23 protein-coding genes and 2 riboswitches are annotated in these 25,628 nt (G+C 35.7%); of the genes, 9 read left to right on the top strand and 14 right to left on the bottom strand.

What is annotated here, in order from left to right:
* Positions 1–16: 16 nt before the first annotated feature.
* The gene (locus tag EGX95_RS27400) at positions 17–934 is read right to left on the bottom strand and encodes an ABC transporter permease (protein WP_000289310.1); all 918 of its coding nucleotides are present in this window, start codon (positions 932–934) and stop codon (positions 17–19) included.
* A 135-nt stretch (positions 935–1,069) separates the two neighbouring features.
* Positions 1,070–1,175, bottom strand: a riboswitch (SAM riboswitch).
* Positions 1,176–1,342: 167 nt separating this feature from the next.
* Between EGX95_RS27400 and EGX95_RS27395 the strand changes: the two genes are divergently transcribed.
* Positions 1,343–1,558 (top strand): DUF3951 domain-containing protein, encoded by a 216-nt coding sequence (locus EGX95_RS27395; RefSeq protein WP_000371389.1) that lies wholly within the window; start codon positions 1,343–1,345, stop codon positions 1,556–1,558.
* Between the two features lie 16 nt (positions 1,559–1,574).
* Here the strand turns inward: EGX95_RS27395 and EGX95_RS27390 are convergent, their stop codons facing one another.
* From EGX95_RS27390 to EGX95_RS27365, 6 genes are all read right to left on the bottom strand, one after another.
* On the bottom strand, positions 1,575–2,078 hold the full coding sequence (locus EGX95_RS27390) for a hypothetical protein (RefSeq protein WP_000756528.1): 504 nt from the start codon (positions 2,076–2,078) through the stop codon (positions 1,575–1,577).
* 261 nt (positions 2,079–2,339) lie between these two features.
* Positions 2,340–3,551: a multidrug effflux MFS transporter gene (locus EGX95_RS27385; protein ID WP_116777230.1), complete on the bottom strand. Its 1,212-nt coding sequence runs from the start codon at positions 3,549–3,551 to the stop codon at positions 2,340–2,342.
* 165 nt (positions 3,552–3,716) lie between these two features.
* Complete coding sequence (locus EGX95_RS27380; protein ID WP_000670260.1) at positions 3,717–5,438, bottom strand: DUF3981 domain-containing protein; 1,722 nt, start codon at positions 5,436–5,438, stop codon at positions 3,717–3,719.
* A gap of 78 nt (positions 5,439–5,516) precedes the next feature.
* Entirely contained in the window at positions 5,517–6,050 is a 534-nt protein-coding gene (locus EGX95_RS27375) for an MFS transporter (protein ID WP_000222369.1), read from the bottom strand.
* A complete protein-coding gene (locus tag EGX95_RS27370) occupies positions 6,047–7,483 on the bottom strand; it encodes an FAD-binding oxidoreductase (protein ID WP_000715441.1) in 1,437 nt (478 codons plus the stop codon). The genes EGX95_RS27375 and EGX95_RS27370 overlap by 4 nt, the downstream gene beginning before the upstream one ends.
* A gap of 111 nt (positions 7,484–7,594) precedes the next feature.
* Entirely contained in the window at positions 7,595–8,359 is a 765-nt protein-coding gene (locus EGX95_RS27365; protein WP_000720044.1) for a DUF6612 family protein, read from the bottom strand.
* 146 nt (positions 8,360–8,505) lie between these two features.
* Between EGX95_RS27365 and EGX95_RS27360 the strand changes: the two genes are divergently transcribed.
* The 4 genes from EGX95_RS27360 (at position 8,506) to EGX95_RS27345 (ending at position 12,205) form a co-directional block, all read left to right on the top strand.
* Complete coding sequence (locus EGX95_RS27360) at positions 8,506–9,414, top strand: NAD(P)-dependent alcohol dehydrogenase (RefSeq protein ID WP_000643886.1); 909 nt, start codon at positions 8,506–8,508, stop codon at positions 9,412–9,414.
* Positions 9,415–9,495: 81 nt separating this feature from the next.
* Positions 9,496–9,610, top strand: a riboswitch (SAM riboswitch).
* A gap of 86 nt (positions 9,611–9,696) precedes the next feature.
* Positions 9,697–10,509 carry a MetQ/NlpA family ABC transporter substrate-binding protein gene (locus EGX95_RS27355; protein WP_000757003.1) on the top strand — a complete coding sequence of 271 codons (813 nt, stop codon included), beginning with the start codon at positions 9,697–9,699 and terminating at the stop codon, positions 10,507–10,509.
* 12 nt (positions 10,510–10,521) lie between these two features.
* Positions 10,522–11,562, top strand: coding sequence for a methionine ABC transporter ATP-binding protein (locus EGX95_RS27350; RefSeq protein WP_000571351.1), 1,041 nt, complete (start codon positions 10,522–10,524; stop codon positions 11,560–11,562).
* The gene (locus EGX95_RS27345) at positions 11,537–12,205 is read left to right on the top strand and encodes a methionine ABC transporter permease (RefSeq protein WP_000428874.1); all 669 of its coding nucleotides are present in this window, start codon (positions 11,537–11,539) and stop codon (positions 12,203–12,205) included. Before EGX95_RS27350 ends, EGX95_RS27345 begins: the two co-directional genes overlap by 26 nt.
* 37 nt (positions 12,206–12,242) lie before the next feature.
* Here EGX95_RS27345 and EGX95_RS27340 read toward each other — a convergent pair whose 3' ends face one another.
* A complete protein-coding gene (locus EGX95_RS27340; protein WP_002081692.1) occupies positions 12,243–13,019 on the bottom strand; it encodes an SDR family oxidoreductase in 777 nt (258 codons plus the stop codon).
* 439 nt (positions 13,020–13,458) lie between these two features.
* Here EGX95_RS27340 and EGX95_RS27335 point away from each other — a divergent pair, with 439 nt between their 5' ends.
* From EGX95_RS27335 to EGX95_RS27320, 4 genes are all read left to right on the top strand, one after another.
* The gene (locus tag EGX95_RS27335) at positions 13,459–14,760 is read left to right on the top strand and encodes a DUF5068 domain-containing protein (protein ID WP_123805785.1); all 1,302 of its coding nucleotides are present in this window, start codon (positions 13,459–13,461) and stop codon (positions 14,758–14,760) included.
* Positions 14,761–14,900: 140 nt separating this feature from the next.
* The gene (locus EGX95_RS27330) at positions 14,901–15,392 is read left to right on the top strand and encodes an RNA polymerase sigma factor (RefSeq protein WP_000514138.1); all 492 of its coding nucleotides are present in this window, start codon (positions 14,901–14,903) and stop codon (positions 15,390–15,392) included.
* Positions 15,392–16,309 carry a sigma factor regulator N-terminal domain-containing protein gene (locus tag EGX95_RS27325; protein WP_000381488.1) on the top strand — a complete coding sequence of 306 codons (918 nt, stop codon included), beginning with the start codon at positions 15,392–15,394 and terminating at the stop codon, positions 16,307–16,309. Before EGX95_RS27330 ends, EGX95_RS27325 begins: the two co-directional genes overlap by 1 nt.
* 240 nt (positions 16,310–16,549) lie before the next feature.
* A complete protein-coding gene (locus tag EGX95_RS27320) occupies positions 16,550–17,056 on the top strand; it encodes a DoxX family membrane protein (RefSeq protein WP_000236339.1) in 507 nt (168 codons plus the stop codon).
* A 71-nt stretch (positions 17,057–17,127) separates the two neighbouring features.
* Here the strand turns inward: EGX95_RS27320 and EGX95_RS27315 are convergent, their stop codons facing one another.
* The 6 genes from EGX95_RS27315 to gntR all read right to left on the bottom strand — a co-directional run bounded on the left by EGX95_RS27315 (position 17,128) and on the right by gntR (position 25,511).
* The gene (locus EGX95_RS27315) at positions 17,128–17,694 is read right to left on the bottom strand and encodes a DUF4256 domain-containing protein (RefSeq protein ID WP_000126341.1); all 567 of its coding nucleotides are present in this window, start codon (positions 17,692–17,694) and stop codon (positions 17,128–17,130) included.
* A 145-nt stretch (positions 17,695–17,839) separates the two neighbouring features.
* Positions 17,840–19,798, bottom strand: coding sequence for a S9 family peptidase (locus tag EGX95_RS27310; protein WP_000868450.1), 1,959 nt, complete (start codon positions 19,796–19,798; stop codon positions 17,840–17,842).
* Positions 19,799–20,111: 313 nt separating this feature from the next.
* Positions 20,112–21,521, bottom strand: coding sequence for an NADP-dependent phosphogluconate dehydrogenase (gndA, locus tag EGX95_RS27305; protein WP_000413557.1), 1,410 nt, complete (start codon positions 21,519–21,521; stop codon positions 20,112–20,114).
* Positions 21,522–21,785: 264 nt separating this feature from the next.
* Positions 21,786–23,132 (bottom strand): gluconate permease GntP, encoded by a 1,347-nt coding sequence (gene gntP / locus EGX95_RS27300; RefSeq protein WP_001131723.1) that lies wholly within the window; start codon positions 23,130–23,132, stop codon positions 21,786–21,788.
* A gap of 119 nt (positions 23,133–23,251) precedes the next feature.
* Positions 23,252–24,787 carry a gluconokinase gene (gene gntK, locus EGX95_RS27295; RefSeq protein ID WP_000100541.1) on the bottom strand — a complete coding sequence of 512 codons (1,536 nt, stop codon included), beginning with the start codon at positions 24,785–24,787 and terminating at the stop codon, positions 23,252–23,254.
* Complete coding sequence (gntR, locus tag EGX95_RS27290; protein WP_000167470.1) at positions 24,780–25,511, bottom strand: gluconate operon transcriptional repressor GntR; 732 nt, start codon at positions 25,509–25,511, stop codon at positions 24,780–24,782. Before gntR ends, gntK begins: the two co-directional genes overlap by 8 nt.
* Positions 25,512–25,628: the final 117 nt, after the last annotated feature.

Raw genomic sequence — 25,628 nt, 5'->3', positions numbered from 1 at the left:
CTAAACATCTCCCTCCCTACGTAATAGAACGAATACGCGGATCAACAATACGATGAATAATATCTGTAATAAAAATACATACAATTAAAAGTGCACTATAAAAAATGGTTGTTCCCATAATCACTGGATAATCTCGATTAAAAATACTATCTACAAAATATTTTCCGAGACCAGGAATTGAAAAAATCTTTTCAATAACGAAAGTACCTGTTAAAAGTCCCGCCATTAACGGTCCAACAAATGTAAGTACCGGAACAATTGCATTTCGAAGAGCATGTCTTATAATAATTTTCTTAATCGGTATACCTTTCGCTCTCGCTAACTTAATATAATCACTCTGCAAAACTTCAATCATATTAGAGCGAACAAATCTTGTAATCACTGCTATTGGTCCTAACGCTAATGCAAAGGATGGCAATACCGTATGTTCAAATGTACCCCAAGAGGCTACTGGTAAGAGCTCGAATTGAATAGCGAATACTTGTATAAATAGTGGTGCTAAAATAAAGCTCGGAATAGAAATACCGAGGATGGCAAGTAAACTTACACCGTAATCAATTACCTTCCCATGATAGAGAGCAGCAAATGTACCTGCAGCAATTCCGACTAGCAATGAAATAATAAGTGCTTGTAAACCAATAATTGCTGATGGACCAAAACCAGTTGTTATAATTTCTGATACACCTTGCCCGGTTGATTGAACAGATTCACCAAAATCAAAATGAACTACGCCGTCTAAATAAGCAACATATTGATTCCATAACGGTTCATCAAGGTGATACTTCGCTCTCATGTTTTGAATCACTTCTTCAGGAAAGATTTTTGCATCTGATGAAAATGGATCCCCCGGAATAATATGCATAATTAGAAATGTCACCGTCGTAATAACCCATAGCGTGAACACCATAACTGATAATTTTTTAATTACATACACTCCAATAACCCCCTAAACACATATATTTACTTAGTTTTATGAACGTGCTTTTTCCATTACTCCCTTTCTCTTTTTAGAATACAAAAAGCCTTGATCTTAAAAAATAAGATCAAGGCTTAATAAACAAAGGCCTATCACTTATCTTTCAAGACTTGCTTGCTGGAATTAGCACGGTGTTCCTATTACAGAACCCGCTGCTGAGGTGTCATAGGGCCAGTCCCTCTACCTCTCTGGATAAGTAAATTGCTATATTATTATTTGGTTCAAATTGTATATTTCGAATTATAATTCTGAAAAAATGAAAAGTCAATCAAATTGGATATATTTAGAAAAATCAGTTTTTAATACTTTTATTTATCTATATCGTATTTCGCTTATAATAAAAAAAGATATGAAAGGAGTTATAAGATGGACCCCTTACTTCTAGCTACTATAGGATTACCCTTAACAATCGTTATACTTGTCATCATCGGCTTCTACAAACTCTTCATCAAAAAGAAAAGTATCACTTCTTTTTATACCCCTTTCGATAATATTACCGGGCAAACTATTTCCGAATTTCACGAAGAACAGAAGGTATTAGTATCCGAGGATGAAGATGGAGATGACAAGAAGAAAAAATAACCTTGCATAGGCAAGGTTATTTTTTCGTTTCTGCTTGAAAACGTTTATAGTATGTCGATGCTGTTGCAAAATTAATTTCTATATCACGAATCAACGATGAATCTTCTTCTTTAGCTAACTTCTGTAATTTTTTCATTGCTTGTTCCGATTCATTCAAGAAACCGACATATACCTCATGTTCTTGCTCTTTCGACTTCGGAACACGAATTTCTTTTCGTATATGATCAATATCTTCTAACATGCTCGTTGTTACCTTTTGCACATCTTCTTTATATGTAGCAGTCGTTATTTCCTTACCGCCCTTTTCTTTTGCCACTTCAAATAACTGCAGTGCGTTATTAATTTCTTTATTCATTTTCAAATCGTATTTTTCATGTACTGCACGGTATTCTTTCATTTCTTCTGTTTGTTCTGTAGATTGCTCTACCTTTTCTTTCGGTTCTTTCGTATCCTTATTTCCATTACATCCTGCTAGAAGAATCATACTTCCCATTACAGCAATACCCAAAACCTTCTTCATCTCTTCTTCTCCTTTTATCTACAGCTACTACTCATTATAGTTTCTTTTATCTCCACTTGTTATTATACCGAGAACATCCTACTTTTTACACTTAAGACGACATCGTAATATATATACCAACATGTTTGTCACAGTATCGTCACTTTATACAAATAACTTTTGCACTGCTTTACTACAGCACCTTACAAAACTATATGAGGTATTTCAAAGAAATGAAAAAAGAACTGATTCAAATATTCCCTTTGAATCAGTTCTTTTTTGTTAAGCCTCTAAATTTTGTCTTGCTTGCAGTTCAAACTGCTTTTCACTTCTTCTAGCCATAAATAAATAGCATAGTACCGCACCAATTTCACAAAGAGCTATTACAACACCCATCGGTAATGCCGTGTTGCTTCCACCTATACCTACTAGCGGTGCAACAAGCGCTCCTGAAATGAACTGTAATAAGCCTAATAAAGCTGATGCTGTTCCTGCAGCTTGTTTTTGATTTCTCATCGCTAATGAGAACCCAGTTGTTGAGACAACCCCAACACTTGATACGACAAGGAATAACGAGCATAAAACACCAATTAACCCTATTCCTAATAAGATTGTTAGTAGTAAAGATAAACCACCAACAGCTGCAATAACAATACCAGAGACAAATAATGTCTTCTCATTCACTTTCCCTGCTAAACGACCCGTAACCTGACTCGCAATAATAATACCGATACCGTTGATTGCAAAGAATAAACTAAATTGCTGTGGTGATGCTCCGTATATGTTCTGCAACACAAATGGTGAGCCCGAAATGTATGCAAACATTGCCGCCGTTACTAATCCTTGTGACAATGCATATCCCATAAACAAACGGTCCTTTAACAATTTTCCGTACGTCGCTAACGTCCCTGACAAACCGCCTGTTTCTCTTTCTTCAGGAGGTAATGTTTCACGTAATACGAAAGTAGCTGATATTAACATAAATACACTTATTGCTCCGAGAACGATAAAGACACCGCGCCACGTTGTAAACTGTAATAATTGTCCCCCAATAATCGGTGCCAAAATAGGTGCTGCTCCGTTTACTAACATAAGCAGTGAGAAGAATTTCGTCATTTCAGAACCTGAATACATGTCACGTACCATTGCACGTGATATAACAATACCGGCTGATCCTGAAGCTCCTTGTAGAAAGCGTAATAACACTAAAGTCCAAATAGATGGCGCAACAGCACAAAGTAAAGAAGAAGCAACATAAATAATAAGAGCAATAATAAGAGGTTTGCGTCTTCCGTAAATATCACTAATTGAGCCAACAAATAATTGTCCTACTGAAAGCCCAAGCAAACAAGCTGTTAATGTAAGCTGTGCTAGAGATGCACCTGTTTGCAAGTCATCCGTTAATTTCGGTAACGAAGGCAAATACATATCAATAGATAATGGTCCAATCGCCGTAAGTGTTCCTAATACAAGAATCATCCATAACCTGTTCATCTTTACAGGCTTATATATTTCCTGATTAACTTCATTCACTTTTTTCGTTCACCCTTTCCTATACATACTAAATCGTAACAATTATAGTTACAACATAAACATACGTCAAGTATAGCGCATTTTCCTGTTTAATTTTGTAAAAAAAGCGATAGAATCTCTATCGCTTTACTTGTTCAAATTACTATTTGTAAATTTGGATACGGAAGACATCGCCTCTCCTGTATCTAAATATGTGATTTGAATTGGATCTCCCACTTCTGTAAACATAGCATATGGGAACTTTTTCGCAGGTATCATAAACACTTTTTGTTCGTTCTCCAACAGTACATAAACAATTGTATTTTCACCTGATTTTTCTTTATATACACGTTGTACAACGCCTTCTTTTTGCGCCTCTTTTCCATTTGAAGTCGGTCTAAATGAATCTCCGCTTCCACTCAGCGCATTTTTATAATTCTCAAGCGCTTCTTTTTGCGTCGAACCTGTTGCAAATATTTTCGCATTAGAAGCATAGATAACCGTATGGGCACGCACTAACCCTCCATCATCAATAACAGGTACAATCCAAGAAGGTTTACCGTACACGTTATAAATAACCGGCATCGTTCCATGCCATTTCTCTCTCTTAAAGGAATTATCCACGACTTCCGAAGCAGCCGAACCATCCATAATTCCCTTTACTTCTTTTCCGTTATAGTAATACAACTTACCTGTACGCGCATCGATAAGTGAATAACCTAGTGCAGAATCTACTCCCTCTTTCGGAGAGGTGAAATCAGTAAAGTAATATAACGTTCCATCCTTACCGAAGATTGGTGTAACTCCTTCTTTCGTTCCCCACTCAGTCGGAATCTTCATGTCCGTTTGCGAGAATTTTGTATTCCAAAATCCGTGAATGTACTTACCGAAATACGTATTTAATGTAGATGCGGTCTCGTGATTTAATACGCCATCAACAAATTTAGGTGCCTTTCCTTTATCGTATCTTTTCACTTCACCTGTTTGTGCGTCTACTACTACAACGCCCTCTACCTCAAATCCAGATCTTCCTGAAATAAATTCACCGTACGTCATTGTATAATACGGTTTCCCTTTATCATCCACTTCAAATTTAGGTTTTCCTTTAAAGATTAAATTTGGTTCTGCTTGCCTTACCACACGCTCTAAATTATTTCCGAAAAACATGCTTGGCACGTATTTCATTTTATAACCAAGGTGCAGCTTTGCTTCTGCATCAGGATTCGTACCTGACATCGTGACGTACCCTGGAATTGTCTCAGCTTTACGTGCTTTAAAAAATCCTGAAACTTCAATCGGTGCTACATATAAAGCCTCGCCATTTACCATTTGTGGCGTTAATTCTCCTAGCTCAAAATAAGCTACTTTCGGAATATCCCCAAATACTTTTTTCATCTTATTCTCCGCTGTCTTTGGCGGCACTGTAAATGGCTGATCATTTTCAGTAAATGGCTCTGAAATATCTTTCTCTACCTTTACAACAGAATCATATTTCTTTTGCGAGATTACTATATCGTGCAAATAACCAAAGTAGCCGTAACTTGCAAGTAAAACAAACATTAGAAGTCCTTTTAACGTGCCTTCTAATTTACCTATTTGATCTTGGGAAAATAAAACAAGCCCAATTAAAATCGCTACTGCAACAGAATAATGAGTAAGAATTGAATCTGCTCGATCATCAATTAGCCAAAAATATTCATAGATTGCAATACCTATCCAAAATAAAACTGGAATAACTAAAATAGATGATTTCTTACCCTTTACAACCTTCTCATCCCCTTTCTTATCCACTGCTCGAAGTTTACTACCGCTTCTTCTTGTCCATGGAATCAAAAACAAAGTGAGAATAGCTAAAATTAAAAATTTCATCAAAGGCAATGTCCCCTTTTCTTTTGTCTTCCCCTTTAGTATAACAAATAAAGGTTATTCAGGTAAAAATGGGAATTGTTATATTTTTTTACTACTTAGTACAACTCCGCTCACTACATATAAGATAGATGCAATATAAAAAATCGTGCCGATCGTAAAGAAATCTACTAAATATCCTGTTGCAATAATTGCTACTGCTCCTCCAATCGATGTCCACACATGATATTTTCCAATCTCATAACCAGCATTTTCTTGTACAACTTTTCGTGCTAACGAAGTCTTCTCCGTATTACGCTGCACAGCCCCTAAAATACCCATTAAAATTTGAAGAATGTATACATGCCATACTTCTGTTGCAATAGGAAAACAAAGCATTAATATTGCCATAGACCAGGCGTATATAATTAGTAACTTTCTATCACCTACTCTATCAGAGATTCTTCCAACTAACGGATATACTAGAGCTGAAGTTAAGGCAAATAAGCCATATGCCCAGCCAAACTGTGAGAAGCTATTTCCAACATTCCGAAGCAATAGAATGTAAAAAGGAAATACCATACTTCCTGCCATCATAATGATGCTTTGTGAAGCTACAAATCTTCTATATGTCATTTCGTATACTCCCTATAAAATAAATTCACAAATCTCTCTTTTGGATCCGCTTCTTTTTTCTTCTGAAGAAACTCTTCTATACGAGGATATGCTCTCTTTAACTGCTCTTTCGTTGGATAAGAATAATACGGTAAATAATAACTACCGTTATGCTTTAACGTAACATCAATCATCTTCTGAATAACATCCTCTGTTTTCTTTATCTCATTTTCAGAACGCCCTTGATTAATTAAAAGAACCAGTGCAAACATATCACCTTTCGCATAGGATAAAACTGCATTTTCATTCTTTTCCACGTAACGAATCGTAATATTGAGCAAATTAAACTCTTCTTCATTTAATACGTTACGTAAATCATCTATGTATTCCGTGAAAGAATCTATAGGTACAAAATATTCTTGTAACACCTCTGTCCTATTCGGATTTTCATATTCCATAAAGGCACTATCTGACCTCATAACATTATTTCGCGTCTCATACTTTCCATCTGTACGTTCGAAATAACTTCTTTGTATATCCCAAAACGTATTCTTTCCCCAATCACTATAGCGTGATAATCCAAGTAAAAATTTCGGCGCTGCTATAATAGTTTCTTCTTTTAGTTCACTATACTCTTCCCTCATATTTTGATTTTGTGCCAATGTATAATCTGTCACATACATTTCTCTTAAGAATGAATTTGGAGCAACAGAAATACGAGCTAAGTGCATACGAACATTAGCATCTTTTTTCACTTTTTCTTTGAAATAAGACGTGTATTCTTTATAATCTAGCATTTTCGTATGCGTTTCATATAATTCATCATTTGTTAACTTTAAAGTCACATCTAAAATGACACCAAATAACCCGTAACCGCCAATGACGTAAGGAAATAAATCCGCATTCTCTTCTCTACTTACATTACGTACAGTGCCATCTGCCATTAGCAATCGAAATGATTCGACTGTATCAATCAATGCCTCATGACGAATATCACGACCATGTACATTTACACTTAATGAACCGCCAACCGTAAAAATATTTTGCGATTGCATCACCTGAACAGCAAGACCATATGGATTTACTTTCTTCTGAATATCATTCCACGTGACACCACTTTGAACTGTAATGCGCTTCTTCTCTGGATCAAATTCTAATATTTTATTATACCCTTTCATATCAAGCATCGTACCATGTGGATAATACGTCTGCCCGCCCTGACTATGTTGCATACCAGCAATAGAAATCTTCTCTCCAGAAACATTCGCATCTTGCACTAATTTTATTAACGATTGCTCATCAGTAGCACTTTCAACACGTTTTATTTTTGTCGGAAGCAATTTACCTACATCACTCATAATAGGATGATCGAGTTGTTTTTTATATATATGTACAGACGTTGCAAGCAACACTGTATATGCTACAATGACCACCGCTATCTTTCCTTTTTTCAAATGACACTCTCCTCTTCTACATCTTTTCCTCTTTATATTGTACCTATTTTCCTATGAAGAAAGAATACAAAAAAGAGGGACCTTATTTTAGGTCCCTCCTTATCAAAACTGTTACTTTGCTGCTGGCAATTGTATTGGGTCAAACTTTTCATACGACGTATATTTTGCGTTCGTAATAATATGTGCTTTATCCTTGCCATTACTACTCATAATCATGTCTATCTTTGCTGATTCATATTTAAAATCTTTTGTAATGATATATTCTGCATCCACTTCTTCTATCTTCGCATTTTGTGCTTGTAACATTTTCTTCTGCGTTTCATCCATGCTAGTTAACATACTTTCTGTTTCTTGCCCTTTTAATGTAAATTTCAGTTTATATTTATCTCCGCTTTTCTCCAGCTTCATTTTATCTAAAACTACTTCCGGTACTTCTAATTTATCTATAATATCTTGAGTCGCTTTCATTCCACCAGCGTTTAATTGCTCCTCTGGTACGGTTATAACTTCTCCTGTATTAGGGTTTTTTACCTCACCAGCAACTTTACCATCCACAGTATACACTACAACATCTGTACCGGAAATATTCATTTCAGAACGAGAATTCTTTGTCTTTGGCTCTAATTGCATCTTAGCCTTTAATATATCCATCTCTGTTCCCTCAGCTTTTACCCCTACACCATATGTCATCGTTACATGTTCTTCATCTTTAAAAGCTTCATTCGTTTTCTTGAAAACATCTTTCGCCGTTAATTCCTTTTCTTTTTGAACGGATTCTTTTTTCGGCTCATCCGTCTTTGCTGTTTTCTCATTACTACATCCTACCCCTAGACTGATTGCAAGCACTAAACTTGAAATAAAAATAATTTTTTTCATAATTCCGCCCCCCTTTCCCAAAATAATATCATCTCTTTTCCTATGAAATCTATATAAATTTCAATCTATATTCGCTATATAGCAACATGTTTCATGAAGAGTTTAAATATGATGTAAATAACGACAACTCATTTCAGGAGGTCATTATGAAGGCGATCATTTGCACACAGTATGGACCACCTAACGTTCTTCAGCTTCAAAATATAGAGAAACCTATACCTAAAAAGAACGAAGTATTAGTCAAGATTCACGCAACGAGTGTAACGACTGGAGATTGTAGAATACGTGGGTTTAATAGCCCTCTCTTATTTTGGATTCCTATGCGAATCATATTAGGTTTTAGAAAACCGAGAAAGCCTATACTCGGTGTAGAGTTATCCGGCGAAATCGAAGAAATAGGAACAGATGTAACTCAATTTAAAAAAGGAGATCAAATTTTTGCATTAACAGAGCTTAATGTCGGTGGTTATGCAGAATATACATGTGTACATGAAAGTGGATTAGTTGCATTAAAACCTACCAATGTAACGTATGAGGAAGCAGCAGTTATTCCCTTTGGCGCAACCTCAGCACTACACTTCCTAAGAAAGGCCCGTATAAAAAGGGGGCAACAAGTTCTCATATATGGTGCCTCTGGATCAGTAGGAACAGCTGCCATACAACTCGCTAAATATTTTGGTACAACCGTTACGGCTGTTTGTAGTCATTCAAATTTTGAACTCGTTCAATCTTTAGGGGCTGACAAAGTAATCGATTATACGAAAGAAGATTTTACTAAGCAGGGGGAATACTATGATGTTATATTTGATGCAGTTGGAAAATATAAAAAATCTCTTTGTAAACAAGTATTAACACCTAATGGAATATATGTATCTGTTAATGGAATGATGGCAAAGGTAAGTAAAGAAGATATGTTTCTACTAAAAAAGCTAACTGAAACAGAAAATTTAAAGCCTGTTATTGATAGAACTTACCGATTAGAAGAAATTGCTGAAGCTCATATATATGTAGAAAAAGGGCATAAAAAGGGGAACGTTTCGATTACCTTAAAATAAAATATATTCAGAAAATAACGTTGACAATTCTTTTTGTAAGATTTACTATTAGTACCATATTAAAAAAACTACATACACATACTCTTATCAAGAGTGGCGGAGGGACTGGCCCGATGATGCCCGGCAACCGAGCTTATAACGTATAAGCTAAGGTGCTAATTCCTGCAAAACGAGTTCTCGTTTTGGAAGATAAGAGAGGAATCTATTTTGTCTATTCGGCACCTCTCTTATTTTTGAGAGGTGCTTTTTATTTTGGAACGTATATTTAAGGAGGAATTATAGATGAAGAAAGTATTATTAAGCATTGTAAGTGGGGCTGTATTATTATTAAGCGCATGTAGCGGGAGTTCAGATAAAGAAGTAAAAGCGTTAGATGAGAAAAAGATTACTGTCGGTGTAACAGGAGGGCCACATGAACAAATTTTTGAAAAGGTAAAAGAAGTAGCAGCGAAAGACGGTCTCGAAATTGATATAAAAGTATTTAATGATTATGTAGCACCGAACGTATCCCTCGATGAAAAAAGCCTTGATGTAAATAGCTATCAAACAAAATCATATTTAGACGTATTTAAAGCTGAACGTAATATGAAATTAACTGAAGTATTTTCAACAGTAACATTCCCTATGGGCGTATATTCAAAAAGCTTAAAAGATGTAAAAGAATTAAAAGAGGGCGATGCAATTGCTGTACCAAATGATCCAACGAATGAACTTCGAGCTTTAAAACTATTTGAAAAAGCAGGGGTTTTAAAAGTGGATCCAAAAGCGACAGAAAAAGCGACTGCAAAAGATGTAATTGAAAATCCAAAAAATTTAAAGATCGTTGAATTAGAGGCATCTCAATTACCAACACAACTAAGTGAAGTGAAAGCAGCTGCCATTAATACAAACTTTGCATTAGGTGCAAAATTAAGCCCTGCGAAAGATTCTATCTTCCGCGAAGGAAAAGATTCACCATATGTGAACTGGGTCGTTGTTCGTACTGAAAATAAAGATGATGCTGTTGTAAATAAATTAAAGAAAGCTTATCAATCTAAAGAAGTAAAAGAATTTATCGATAAAAAATTTGATGGTTCTGTTTTACCGTCTTGGTAGGAGCTGACGATAATGATTGAATTAAAAAATGTATCCAAAGTATTTACAACAAAAAAGGGGAATGTGGAAGCTCTTAAGTCTACTTCCCTCCAAGTAAAAAAGGGCGAAGTATTTGGAATCATTGGATATAGTGGCGCTGGCAAAAGTACATTAATTCGCTGTGTAAATTTATTAGAAAAACCAACAACAGGAAATATTATTGTAAACGAGCAAGATTTAACAACACTGTCTACAAAAGAACTAGCAAAAGCGAGACAAAAAATCGGGATGATTTTTCAAGGGTTCAATTTACTTAAAACCGTTACCGTCTATGAAAATATCGCACTACCTTTACGCCTTGCTGGCATTCCAAAAGTAGAAATTGAAAAAAGGGTAGAAAAGTATTTACGTATTGTCGATCTTTTTAATCGAAAGGATGCCTATCCAAGTGAACTTTCTGGTGGCCAGAAACAACGTGTTGCCATTGCACGTGCACTATCACATGAACCTGAAGTGTTATTAAGCGACGAAGCAACGAGTGCTTTAGATCCAGAAACAACTGATTCTATTCTTGACCTATTATTAAAGATTAATGAGGAAATCGGGATTACAATTTTATTAATTACACATGAAATGAATGTCATCCAGCGTATATGCGACCGAGTTGCTGTTATGGAACATGGAGCAGTAGTTGAAAGCGGGACTGTGAAAGATATTTTTACAAACCCACAACATGTAACAACGAAGAAATTTGTAAATAGCGCATTTGCAGCGAAAATTCCAGAAGAGGTACAAAAAGAACTTCAAACTACTGGTGAAATTGTAACTCTTTCTTTTATAGGAAATTCTTCAGGAGAACCAGCATTAGCTGTCGCTACAAAACGATTCCAAGTATATCCGAATATTTTATCCGGTAATATTACTCAATTAAAACATGAAGCATACGGGAAACTTATCATCCATATGCAAGGGGAACAAAATGAAATCAACCGTGCTTTATCATTTTTACAAGAACAAGGAATCATCGTAGAAGGAGGTAGAACAGACCATGGAAAACAAGTCCTTTTTGGATGAATGGGGTAAAGTTATATGGGAGGCGACCATACAAACTTTTCAAATGACATCTATTTCATTACTCATCTCAATCCTTATTGCACTGCCACTTGGTGTCACACTTGTTTTAACGAGACCTGGTGGACAGCGAGAAAACAAAATCATTTATCCAATTCTTAATACAATTATTAATATCATTCGCTCTCTTCCATTTATCATTCTATTATTCTTCATTCTACCTTTTACAAAATTTCTAATGGGAACATCCATTGGTGTGCAAGGTGTTATCGTACCGCTTGTCGTCTTCACTGCTCCCTATATCGCAAGATTGATGGAGACCGCATTATTAGAAGTAGATCGTGGTGTGATTGAAGCCTATCAAGCGATGGGCGTTTCTACTATAAAAATTATTTGGCACGTCATGGTGAAAGAAGCTCGTCCCTCCCTTGTACTTGGATTAACAATTGCAACGATTGGCTTAATCGGCGCAACAGCAATGGCTGGCCTTGTAGGTGCTGGTGGGCTAGGGGACTTAGCATATCGCTTCGGACATTTACGCTATGAACCTGAAGTAATGTATGCAACTGTCTTTATTTTAATTATCCTCGTTCAAGGATTACAGTCTTTAGGGAATGGTATTGCACGAAGATTGAAGAAAGATTAAAAAAGAAGGTATCTCACCCTGGTGAGATACCTTCTTTTTACCTTTTGAATCCACCTTCTGAATGAATAACTTGTCCAGTAATCCATTCCGCTTCTTCACTTACTAAAAACTTAATAAGTCTTGCTGCATCCTTTGGTTCACCAATTCTACCAAATGGAAACATCGGTTTTAATCCTTGCTTTATCTCTTCAGTCATCCAGCCTGTATTAGTTGGACCTGGGTTAATTGCATTCACTGTTATTCCTAAATGAGCTACTTCTGCTGACAACGTACTAGTTAGAGCATCAATAGCCCCCTTCGTTGTTGCATACGCTAGTTCTCCAACCATAGGCCCTTGAAATTGTCCCGAAGTCATATTCACAATTCTACCACCAGATTGCTTATCAAACCCTCGGGCAAATTGACTACTTAATAATGTAGTCGCACGAATATTGACCATGTAGTGCTTATCTAATTCTTCAGCAGTCAAATTAGAGAAATCATTATTCGTAGAATACGCTGCATTATTAATTAATATATGAGGGTAGCCTAGTTGTTCAGTAACTTTATTTATAAGCTCTTTCGGTGCATCATTCTGAGTTAAATCTAACTCCATACTCGATACTTTCACACCGTTTTTTAGTAACTCTTCTTGTAATTGTATTTGTTCACTTTGATCAACGCCCCAAGGCATCTCTTTATCATACTCTGTCCAATACGTAAAAAATATATCGTATCCTGCTTCAGCTAATTCTTTACAAATTGCTGCGCCTATACCATCTAAACGACTTACACCTGTAACAACTGCTACTTTATGTTTTAATTGATTCATCATATACTCCTCCAATTTTAAAGGACGCATATTTTATATAAGAGATATGAATTTCCCCACATAGGTATCTATCCTTACAAAGGGGATACACAAGCCAAATATGCAGTCCTTGCATGATTTACAGATAGCTAAATACCCCCCCACTTATGAGAGAAAAATTCATCTATCTAATTTCGAATCATTACAAGTTCATCCACATATTGAGTCCTTGTCTCCTTTCCATATATCTCTATTTTTATCATACCAATATGATGTAATATTTTAAATGATAAAAAAATAAAAACCAATATTCCATTCCAAACTTCCATCAAATTTATTATATTACAATATTTTAATAATGAGAATAATCAGGAAAAAGACTGGTAAATATTTACTAACTTTCTTATAATAAAATGTGGGGCTAATGTGAGAGTTTAGTTTTAAACAAATAGGGGGAAGAAACATGTCCAAAAAATTACTTTCTTTATTTTCTGCAGTAATCGTAGCAGCTTTTGTAATAACCGGCTGTGGTCAAAGCGATACGACAAATAAAGAACAAAAAGAAAATGCAACAAAAGAAAGCAAAACGGAAAAAACGAATACGACGAAAGAAAATAAACCTGAAGATAAAAAATCCGAAAACAAGAAAACTGAAGATAAAAAGACGGAAAATACCGCTACTAGCTCCAGCGATTATTCTAAACTTATTTCCTACATGGAAAAAGAAACAGGTGGTAAAACAAAAGTTCTTTTTGAAAATAAGGAACCACAAGTTTATAAAGCTGAAGATGTTTCAGTATCGATGAACAGCTATACATTAGTTGAATTAAATGGATTCCATACGGACTTTAACATTCCATTTAACCGTCAAACAGAGGGCGGAGTTATTCTTGTGAACTATAGCGTAAAAAATAGTTCAGCTAAAGATATTTATTATATGCCAGCATTGGACATGTCATTTACTGGTGCGCAGAAAGTATATAGTAACTATAAAGACTTAATTCCAAAAGAAGATCAGCTACCAACTAAGCTTGCTCCAACGAATGATTACTTAGTAAAAGCAGGAGAAACTATTTCTGGTTATATCGCGTATCCATTCGGAAAAGATGATCTAGAAAAAATTTCAAGTCTCTCAACAGTCTCAGTCTCAGTCCCAACTGCACAAGCTAATAAAGGAAAATTCGATGCTCCAATTGGAAGCCCTGGAAGCTTTTCATTAAGTTTAAACAAACAAGGTGCTGAAAAGGTTGCAACAGATAAAGCTTTCTACCAAGATAAAGCTACAGCTAATAACATGGGCGATAAAAAAATGTTAAAAGAGAAATCAAGTATTAATAACAGCCAAGAATTAGGTGCTGTTCATGTTACATTAGACGGATACCAATTTACTCAATTCACACCAAATTCCGTCGAAGCACCACGCTTTGCAAATTTCAAAAATGGTATTGTTCTATTAACAGTGAAATTCAAGCTTGATAACAAAGATACTCAAGACGTTTCATTATCTCCTATAAGCTCTACATTAAGAGTGAATGATGGTACACAATATACAATTAATGAAGGTATGCTACTAAATTACGACTATAACGCTTCAGTCAAAACGGGAACATCTGGAGAGTTACTGCAAGTATTTATTTTAGATCAAGAGCAGTATAAGAAGATTTGGAAAGACAAAAGCTTTGAGATTGAGTTAGGACCTATGAGAAATAAAGAAGCTAAAGATATTTCACAAGGTAAAAAAGCTAAATTTACATTACCTAAATAAATTACTAAATATATAATAGAAAAGGCATATAACATATGATTGTTATATGCCTTTTCTATTTGTATCAAGAACAAAACTTTCATTTAAGTGTATACATTTATGATTACCTATCCGTTGTATAAGTATAGGGAGGAAAAATGATGGGAAAAGAAAATATATTGACCTCCTATCTTATCAATTTAGGGGAGGAAGTGTTCAAACTATTACTAGCGAAAGGGGCTATAAAAGAAGACGCAGAAGACATCATCCAAAATACTTTCTATAAAGTATATACGTTGCTAGATGACCTAACAGAGAATAACATACGTCCATGGTTTTTTAGGGTTGCATTAAACGAATACATTGACTTGAAGAGAAAAAAAGAGCAGCAAAACATCTATTTAACTGAAGAGATTTATTCAAAACTACAATATACAGACCGAGAATTAGATGCTGTTTTAAATAAAGATGAGATTTTCTATCTATTAAAATATATAAAACTAGAATATAAAGAAGCCTTCTTTTTAAAATATTATTATGATTTTTCATATGAAGAAATTGCCCTAATACTAGATATTCAAGTGAACAGTGTTAAACAAAAATTACATCGTGCACGTAAAACAATTCATTCTACAGTAGGAGGAAAAACTTAATGGATACTTCTTTAAAAGATGCATTAAAAAAAGCTAAAAGGAAACAGTTACTTAAAATCATTATTACTTCTATTATCGTTGTAATCATGCTGATTCCTATAATGTACAAGGTTGGCAATTACTTCGCAGCGAAAAGTTCTACGAAGCTGCACGAACATCTCTTTTTACATAACGCAATTGCAGAACCGAATGTGCAAATTGATTCTCAAGTAACGAGTAATTCTTCTATGTTTGGCGGCAATATCGTCTCTAATCGCTCTAAAAACATTAACGGTTACGTAGTACGATGGAATACACTGACAAGCTCTTACGATTGGTTTCGCTCTAATATCGATTACAACGAGTTAATACCAGGATCTTATTGGTCTAGCTCTAGTAAAGAGGCTTATAATTATGATAAACAAACGAAAAATAAAGTTGCTACATTTTATAATCCGGCTATCAAAGAATATCATAATGGAGTCAAAAATGAATTAAGTGCCGTTTCAACAATGAAAAACTATGTAGCGGAAGTCGCTATCTCTTTCAATCAACCTTATACATTAAAAGAAATTCAAACAAAAATACCAGACAACTTAAATATCGTATGGCTATATATGGTCTCACCTATTAAAGACGAAAGCAAAGGTCCTGCCGGTATGCAAGTTTACGGATTTGATCCAGAAAAAGAGCCTGAAGAAGCGTACAAAAGGTTCTTTGACTCCCTTAAACAATACGATGACGATGGATATGACGAAGATATCCAGAAATTTTTAAAAGCAAACAAGGACAAACCATTTGATCAAGTGAAAATCTTAGGGGTTATGCTAACTGGGAAAACGGAAAACTTTAAGGTATTAGAAAACCAAGACTTTGTTCGCGGTGCTTCTGTAGGGGTTACTGCACAAGTTGTTCCTTATATAAAACCGGAGAAATAATAAGGAACGCCCAGATGAACTTAAAGAATACACATAAAACTGTTTACTACGGGAGCTATCCGCTACAATAGATAGCTCCCATCTCTCATTTATTGCTTAATTTTCAAAAATAAACTTCATAATATTTTAGGTGCATTTTTATAAATAAAAAATCATATATTTGTTCACATTATATCCATTGTGAATTTTTTCACAATGGATATATAATAAACTTGTAAATACAATATTGGAGGGATTTCAATGGTTATCAATTTTTTAAGAACTGATAAACGTGCTGCTTTCATATTATTATTTTTACGACTTTACATAGGATATACATGGCTCGCTGCTGGAATCGGCAAAGTCTTTGGACAATCTTTTGACGCAAGTGGTTTTCTAAAGGGCGCTATTGCTCAAGCATTAGGTGACCACCCTGCCGTACAAAGTTGGTGGGCAGATTTCCTTCAACACTTTGTTCTTCCAAATGCAGACCTATTTAGCTTTTTAGTTCAATGGGGAGAAATTTTAGTAGGTCTAGGTTTGATTTTAGGCGGATTAACAAAAACAGCTGCATTTTTCGGAATCATAATGAATCTTTCATTTTTATTAAGCGGAACTGTTAGTGTAAATCCAAACCTGCTTATTTTAACTATGTTCATTTTAGTTGCAGGACAGAACGCCGGACGTATTGGATTAGATGGCTATGTTTTCCCAAAACTTTTCCGTAAAAACAGCCATGGAACATATAAATTAAGCAAAACTGCGTAGTAACGGTTTACTCTTAAAATATAAATAAGAAAAAGAGCCTGCGTATAGGCTCTTTTTTATTTACTCCAAATTTAAACTCTTAACGAGCCACGAAAACCTCTGGCAGCATAATAAGAGTCTGCTCCATTGTGGTACACGAAAACATGTCCGAAGCGATAATCGCAAAATAGCGCACCACCGAGTTCTCTAATATCTGAAGGTGTTTGTACCCAGCTTGATGATTTCATATCAAAATCTCCAAGTTGTTGTAACTCTCGATATTGTTCTTCAGTTAATAGTTCAATACCCATAGCGGCTGCCACATCAATAGCGTTATTTTCTGGTTTATGCTTCTTTCTTGATTCTAACGCTTCAAGATCATAACAAAGGCTTCTACGACCTTTAGGACTCTCCTTTGAACAATCATAGAAAGTATACTCGTCCTTCTCTTTGTCATATCCAACAACATCCGGCTCACCGCCTGTTACTTCCATTTCATTAAGTGACCATAATTTTTCAGCATTAGCTTCTATCTTCGCTTCAACTTTAGCCCATTCAAGACCTTCATGGCGGTTCATGTTTTTCTCAAAACGAGCTTGTAATACTTTTATTAGTTCTTCACGTTGTTCTACAGATAACTCATTTTTATTCGCTGTCATATTCGTCCTCCGAATTACGTTTCTTTATACTCACTTAAATCTCTTCAGTAATAGTTTAGTTTACAACAAATTATATAATTTGTTGAATCTCTTTTTCAACAATCTGACCCGATTACCCAACGGAAAATCCCTGCGCGGATATCTATTATATAGTTCTAAAATCTTTCATACTTTCCCCAAGTATATAGTGTGAAAACCACATCAAATTCTGCTTCATAATAGCCACATGAACTCCTGGTTGGTCAGAACTATATGCCATTTCTTTAAATATAATTAGTTCTGTATCAACTTCCATATCTCTTAATCCTTCATATAACTCATATGCATTTGTAACTGGAATTCTTGCATCCTTTTCGCCATGTTGGATTAAGGTAGGCGTACAGGCTGATTTAATATATGTCATTGGTGATGTTTTCTTATATATATCCGGATCATTCCATGGAGTATTTCCTAAATGCATTCTAATAAAATAAGGGATATCTGTATTTACGTAATGAGTACTCCAGTTCGTAATTCCGCCCCCAACTGAAATCGCTTTAAATCTATTACTAAATGTAGAACAGAACGCTGATATATATCCTCCGTTACTCCATCCCATAACTCCTACTCTATCTTTATCTACAATCCCTTTTTCAACTAGTTCATCCACTCCAGATATAACATCATCGTAATCAGCAAGTCCTTGTTTTCTGTAGTTCGCTTTTAAAAATTCATTGCCATAACCAGAACTTCCTCTATAGTTTGGCTCTAAAACGATAAAGCCTTTTTCAACAAACTGTTCAATCGGATATTTCTCATTGAAGCAGTCTGAAAATATCGGAAAAGATGCCCAAGCCGGACCTCCGTGAATTACTACTAATAAAGGATATTTTTTATTTGAGTCAAACTCTACTGGTCTTGATAAAACACCCTCTATTTTAAGACCATCACTACTTTGCCATGAGATGATTTCCCTGTTGCTTTTAAGCTTCCCTTCGAAAAAGCTATTTTCATTCGTTATTTTTTTATCGTCCAAATAGATTTCAAAGGTCTCATTTGTTATAGCTTTACTATAGGTTATATGATTGCCATCCTTTGTTATAGAAGCATCCATTATAAAACCATCTACGTTGTCACTTAATACTTCCATAGTGCCATCTTCAGCTAGTAACCCAATACGATAATTCGTTTTATCCTGCCATCTAATTAAAATCCCTTTAGCTATCCACTGTAATGGCATAACCGTACTATCAAAGTTTGTTAAGGGCTGAAGTACCTCTCCAGTATTCATATCATATATCTCTAATGTACTCTCTTGTATATGGTTTCTATAATACTCCTTCTCTCTTATGCTTGCTGAGTAACATATTTTGTTGCCCTCAGGAGAAAAGCAAACGCTCCCGCCCAACAACCTATCTACATTCATCTTTTGTAGTTCCTCAGCTTCAACATCTAATATATATATATCACCATTCATATAATCGTTTAGGCTTGGTGTAGCCATACATACAACTTTTTTCCCATCATTTGAAATATCAAAGTCATGGATATAAAAATCCTTACCATCAGTTAATTGATAAACACCGTTAATCTCTCGTTCCTCTTTATCATTTTGTATCACTTTTTCTATTTCAACGTAGCATAAACAATTATTTTGATGTTCCTTACCTACATGGTGGAAATCTCCATATCGTTCCTTACGTTTCTTTATTTCCTCACATTCTTTTGCCTGTGCAATATAATAAAAACCTTTACCAGTATGATCCCATTTGAATGTACTAATCCCTTCTTCCTCATCAGTAATTTGCACCCCACTATAACCATCTAATGACTTAACGAAGATTTGATTTTTCCCATTACCACCAGGGCTAAGGTATGCAATATCCCTAGAATTTGGAGACCATAACGGGCATGTACTATCTATATCCCCATTTGTTAATGGATAATTTTTCCCTTTACCTTTTTCATATATCCATACATGATTTCTATATGTATTGTCTTTCCAGTTAGCTGTCCTCTTAACAAATGCTACGTTTTTGCCATCATCACTTATGTTTGTACTTGATACGGCCGGTAATGAAATAATCTCTTCTATACTTAAATATGTTTTTTCACTCACTTTCATCAATATGCCCCCTTGTAATGTCCATAAATCTCTCGTCTCTTTTTGTCATAATAAAGTAAATTGTTCACGGATACTTAAAATAGTAACGGAAGATTCAGATAAATAAAAGTGCATCTGATAAAGTAAAACTTTAATCTATAGAGTTCTATCCACTCAAATTAAAGATTATGTGGTTTTCATCTAAATGGGAAAAATAAACGCATTTTGATTCATACATTCGTTTAAAGTGAACTTCCATCAGTGGGAGTCTTATAGCCTACGAATTGTGGAATAAAAAATGGACTAAGAATTTAATCTTAGTCCATTTTTTATTTTATATCCATTTTGTATGGAATGTACCTTCTTTATCTACTCGTTTATACGTATGCGCTCCAAAATAATCGCGCTGCGCTTGCAACAAGTTTGCAGGTAATTTGGCAGTACGATAGCTGTCATAATAAGAAATTGCTGCTGAAAATGCAGGTATCGGAATGCCCTGTTGTACCGCCATTGAGATAATTTGGCGTAATCCACCTTGATATGACTCTACAATTTCTTTAAAGTATGGATCAAGTAAAAGGTTCGGTAGGTCAGTGTTAGTCTCATAAGCCTCTTTAATGTTCTGTAAAAAGGCAGCACGGATAATACATCCGCCTCTCCAAAGCATAGAAATGCTGCCAAAATCAAGGTTCCAATCATATTCCTCAGAAGCTGCCTTCAATTGCGTGAATCCTTGTGCATAAGAACAAATTTTACTCATATATAAAGCTTGGCGCACCGCTTCAATTAATTCGGCTTTTTCAACTCCAATTGCCGTTTTATCTTTAGGGCCAGATAAAACTTTGCTTGCGTTCACACGCTCTTCTTTTAAAGCAGAAATGCAACGTGCAAATACAGATTCCGTGATAATAGGCAGAGAGATACCTAAATCAAGCGCGCTTTGACTTGTCCATTTCCCTGTACCCTTTTGTCCTGCAGTATCAAGAATAACATCCACTAATGGCTTACCAGTTTCTTCATCTTTCTTCTTGAAAATATCGGCTGTAATCTCAATTAGATAGCTGTTCAGTTCACCTTTATTCCATTCAGCAAATATTTCATGGAACTCTTCTGCAGTCAAATCTAGTGTTTGTTTCAAGAAGAAATATGCTTCACAAATTAATTGCATATCTCCATACTCAATACCATTGTGAACCATCTTTACATAGTGTCCTGCCCCATTAGGTCCGATATAAGAACAGCAAGGCTCGTTATTCACTTTTGCAGAGATGTTTTCAAGCATATCCTTTACTTTTTCGTATGCATCCTTCTGTCCGCCTGGCATAATAGATGGTCCCTTCAATGCACCCTCTTCGCCGCCTGACACACCTGCCCCGATGAAATTGATTCCTTCTTCGGCAAGACGTTTGTTTCGGCGAATTGTATCGACAAAGTATGTATTACCACCGTCAATTAAAATATCACCTTTATCGAGGTGAGGGACTAGAGAATCAATCGCTTTATCTGTAATTTCCCCCGCATTAACCATTAATAAAATCTTTCTAGGTGATTCAAGTGAGTTAACAAACTCTTCAACTATATGAGTACCAACTAAGTTTTTACCACGGTTTTCCTCAATGGTTTCATCAACTTTTTCCTTTGAAATATCATATAGGGCAACAGAATACCCTTTGCTCTCAAAGTTAAGTGCGAGGCTTTTTCCCATAACGCCCACACCAACAACTCCAATTTGTAACTTTTCCATATTCTATCGTTCCTTTCCATGTATGTTACTCTGTATTATAGTATATATACCTAAAATAACACTTTAATCAAATAATCCAACTTTTTCATTTCAATAGGCTCTGCCAGTATTCGTGCAAAAGGTTAAAGGGACACGGCACATCACTATCAAGTTAAAAAATAAAGAGAAATTTTCATCCTTATTAATCAATCATGAAAAATAACTGGTTAATTATGAAAAATCACATTAAACAGCTTCCGTATCCCTTTTACTGTTTAGAAAGATCTATACAAATAAACTTAATAATAAAGTAAACCCTAATCCGGCTACAGAAACGATAGTCTCAAGTAAAGTCCATGTTGCAAATGTTTCTTTCATGCTTAAACCAAAGTACTCTTTGAACATCCAGAAACCAGCATCGTTCACGTGTGAAGCAATTAAACTACCAGCCCCTGTTGCAAGGACAACTAAAGCAAGGTTAACATCAGATTGACCTAACATCGGAATCACTAAACCGACAGTTGTTAATGCAGCAACCGTAGCAGACCCCAATGAAATACGTAAGATGGCAGCGATAATCCATGCGAGCAAGATCGGTGATAAGGAAGTTCCTTTGAATAATTCGGCTACATAGTTACCAACGCCGCCATCAATTAATACTTGTTTGAAAGCGCCGCCTCCACCAATAATTAAGAGCATCATCCCAATATTCGAGATCGCTGTTGTACAAGATTCCATCACGTTTTTGATTGGAATATTTCTTGCCAATCCCATTGTATAGATCGCAACTAGTAAGGATATCAACATGGCAGTATCCGCATTCCCAATAAACTCGATCGTTGCTAGTAAACTATTATCTTTGAATCCCATTGTTTTTTGCAGCAAAGTAATAATTGTAGCGACTGCCATTAAAAGAACAGGCAGTAAAGCGGTAAAAACACTGATTCCAAAACCAGGGGTTTCTTCAAGTTTAAATACTTTCTGCTCACCTAATGATTGGATATTACCGGTTTTTGTGAACGCCTCAGGTACTAGTTTTTTTGCAAGTTTAGTAAATACAGGTCCAGCTAACACAACCGTTGGAACCGCTATCATAAAACCGTAAAGTAATACTTCACCGATGTTTGCATGCAATTCACCAGCGATAGCAGTTGGTCCTGGGTGTGGTGGTAAAAATCCGTGTGTTACAGATAAAGCAGCTGCCATCGAAATACCGAGATATAAGATAGAAACTTTTAATTCTCTTGAAATTGCAAATACAATCGGGATTAATAATACTAATCCTACTTCAAAAAATAATGCAATCCCGATAATAAATGAGGCAGTCACAACAGCCCATTGAATGTTCTTTTCACCAAATTTTTTCACAAGGGTCATGGCAATGCGTTGTGCACCCCCAGAATCTGAAAGCAACTTACCTAACATCGCACCAAGTCCAAAAACGAGTGCTAAGTGCCCAAGTGTTCCGCCTAATCCCGCCTCAATGGTTTTAAAAATCTTTTCTGGTGGCATTCCAAGTGCTAACGCAACCCCGACGGATACAATGATTAATGAAATAAAGGTATTTAATTTAAAGCGCATAATCAGTAAAAGTAATGCTAAAATCCCAATTGCTACAATGACTAATGGCATCGTAGTTCCCCCCTAATCTTAGCTGTATTTGTATTGATCCCGCTATTCGTGGGCAGTAAGGCCCCCACCACCTCGAGATTTAGATAGAAGCGAGGCATGGGAGATTACTGATGAAAGTTTTACTTTATTAAATTTCTTTGATAATTTGCAATTCGTGTATAATCGTCTTCTAGCGCCCTTGATAGGTTAATAAATATAGGCAGTAATTGTCTGTATTCTTTTGTTGCTTCTTCTTTCGGTGTATGTTTGTAGGTACTGCCAACCATTTCGGAAACGATTTCAAAAGAATCAATTTTTCCTGTGGCATAGAGACCTAATATACATGCACCTAGACAAGAGCTTTCGTAGCTCTTTGGAACAACGACTTCAGATGCGAAAATATCGGACATCATCTGTCGCCAAACGTCAGACCTTGCGAAGCCGCCTGTTGCTTGAATACGAGTTACAGGACCATCCATGCATTCTGTTAATGCTAAAAATACAGTGTATAAATTATATATAACGCCTTCTAAAGCTGCACGAATCATATGTTCCTTCTTATGTGACATCGTTAAACCGAAGAAGGAACCACGTACATCTGGATTCCATAATGGTGCACGTTCCCCTGCGAGGTATGGATGGAATAATAATCCGTCTGCACCAGGTCTCACGCGTTCAGCTATTTTAGTTAATACATCGTATGGATCAATTCCTAGTCTTTTCGCAGTTTCTACTTCTGATGAAGCAAGTTCATCACGAATCCAACGAAGGACCATTCCTCCATTGTTTACCGGTCCACCAATTACCCAATGCTTTTCCGTTAAGGCATAACAAAATATTCTTCCTTTTTTATCTGTTTGTGGTTTATCAATGATGGTCCGAATAGCACCACTTGTTCCAATTGTGACAGCAATCTCACCTTTTCGAATTGCATTCACACCTAGATTAGAAAGCACCCCGTCACTAGCACCAATGACAAACGGTGTTTGGGAATCGATACCAATCTTTTGGGCTAAATCTGGATTGCAGTTGCTAAATGTTTGGGTGGTCGGTACGAGTTCAGATAATTGACTTGATGTTATACCAGCAATTTTTAAAGCTTCCTCATCCCAACCTAGTTTTTTTAAGTTCATCATCCCCATGCAAGAGGCGATGGAATGATCAACAACATATTGATCAAAGAATTGTTTGAAGATATATTCTTTGATTCCAATATATTTCTTTGTTCTAATCGCAATTTCCGGATGATCATTCACGATCCATGTAATTTTACTTAATGGTGACATTGGGTGAATAGGTGTTCCTGTTCGTCTATAAACTTCATGGCCATTCAGTTCATCTTTGATTTTATGTGCCCATGCCTCACTACGATTATCTGCCCAAGTGATACAAGGTGTCAGCGGCTGATCATTTTCATCCATGGCAATGACACTATGCATAGCACTGCTAAATGAAATAAACGATGGTTTTTTATCTGAATGCTGTTTCGTTATATTTGATATCGCTTGTAAAACAGCTTGGAAAATCTCTTCTGGATCTTGTTCCGCTGTGGATATATCCGGTGTGCGAAGTGGATAACCAATATTCTCGGTTTGAATGACTTCGCCTTTTTCAGTAAATAAAACTGCTTTCGTACTTGTTGTACCGATATCTATACCTAACATATAGCTACTCATGTCCTTGCTCAACTCCTTTAGATAACATTTGTTGTGACATCCAGAGGTCTTCGACTTTCCCTTGAACATCATCAAAGTTTTGATGTAAGGCCTCAATCATGAGGGCTCGATCTTTTGATTCGATTGCTTTTATATAAAGCTCATGATTTTTAATAATCCGTTCAAAATCTTCGTACTTTTCCTTGAAACGAGTACGCATTGATAAAAGGATTAAGCTTTCCATAACAGGCTTTAAATTATTCCAAATCATCAGGATGTAGGAATGCTCAATGGTTCGAATAATCGTTTCATGGAATAAGAGATCTTGATAAGAAAATTCATCAGAATCATGATACTTAATGGCGATTTTCATCATTTCCATTATTTTATTTAGTTCTCTTACTAAATCATTTGTGTCCATCTTTCCAAGTCGCTCAAAGATAAACGTTTCTATAAGTAAACGAACATCATATATTTCTTCAATTTCTTTCTCGGTTAAACCAATGACAACTGCGCCCATTCTTTCTAAGCGAATAATATTTTCAGAAGCTAGTAATTTTAATGCTTCACGAACGGGTGACCGACTTACAGAAAAATCGGCAGCTATTTTATTTTCTGACAGGATGGTACCGCTTTCAATTGCACCTGCAATAATGCGCATTCTCAATTCGCTCGCAACACGATCACCTGTAGAAGCTTTTGAAAGCCATTTTTCAGGATAAAGAAATTCCATTGATTTCGTCATAAATCCACCTCGTGTTAATCAAGTATACTTGTATACAAGTATTATAACTCGGATTTTTAATTATGCAAGCGCTTTTATTGTTCGCGTTGGTTCTATTAGAGGAAAACCCATAATTAT

Origin of the sequence: Bacillus sp. FDAARGOS_527, assembly GCF_003812125.1 — a bacterium.
Taxonomy (GTDB): Bacteria; Bacillota; Bacilli; order Bacillales; family Bacillaceae_G; genus Bacillus_A; species Bacillus_A paranthracis.
Note: the sequence above shows the minus strand (reverse complement) of the source record. Positions and strands in the feature narration are given on the sequence as shown.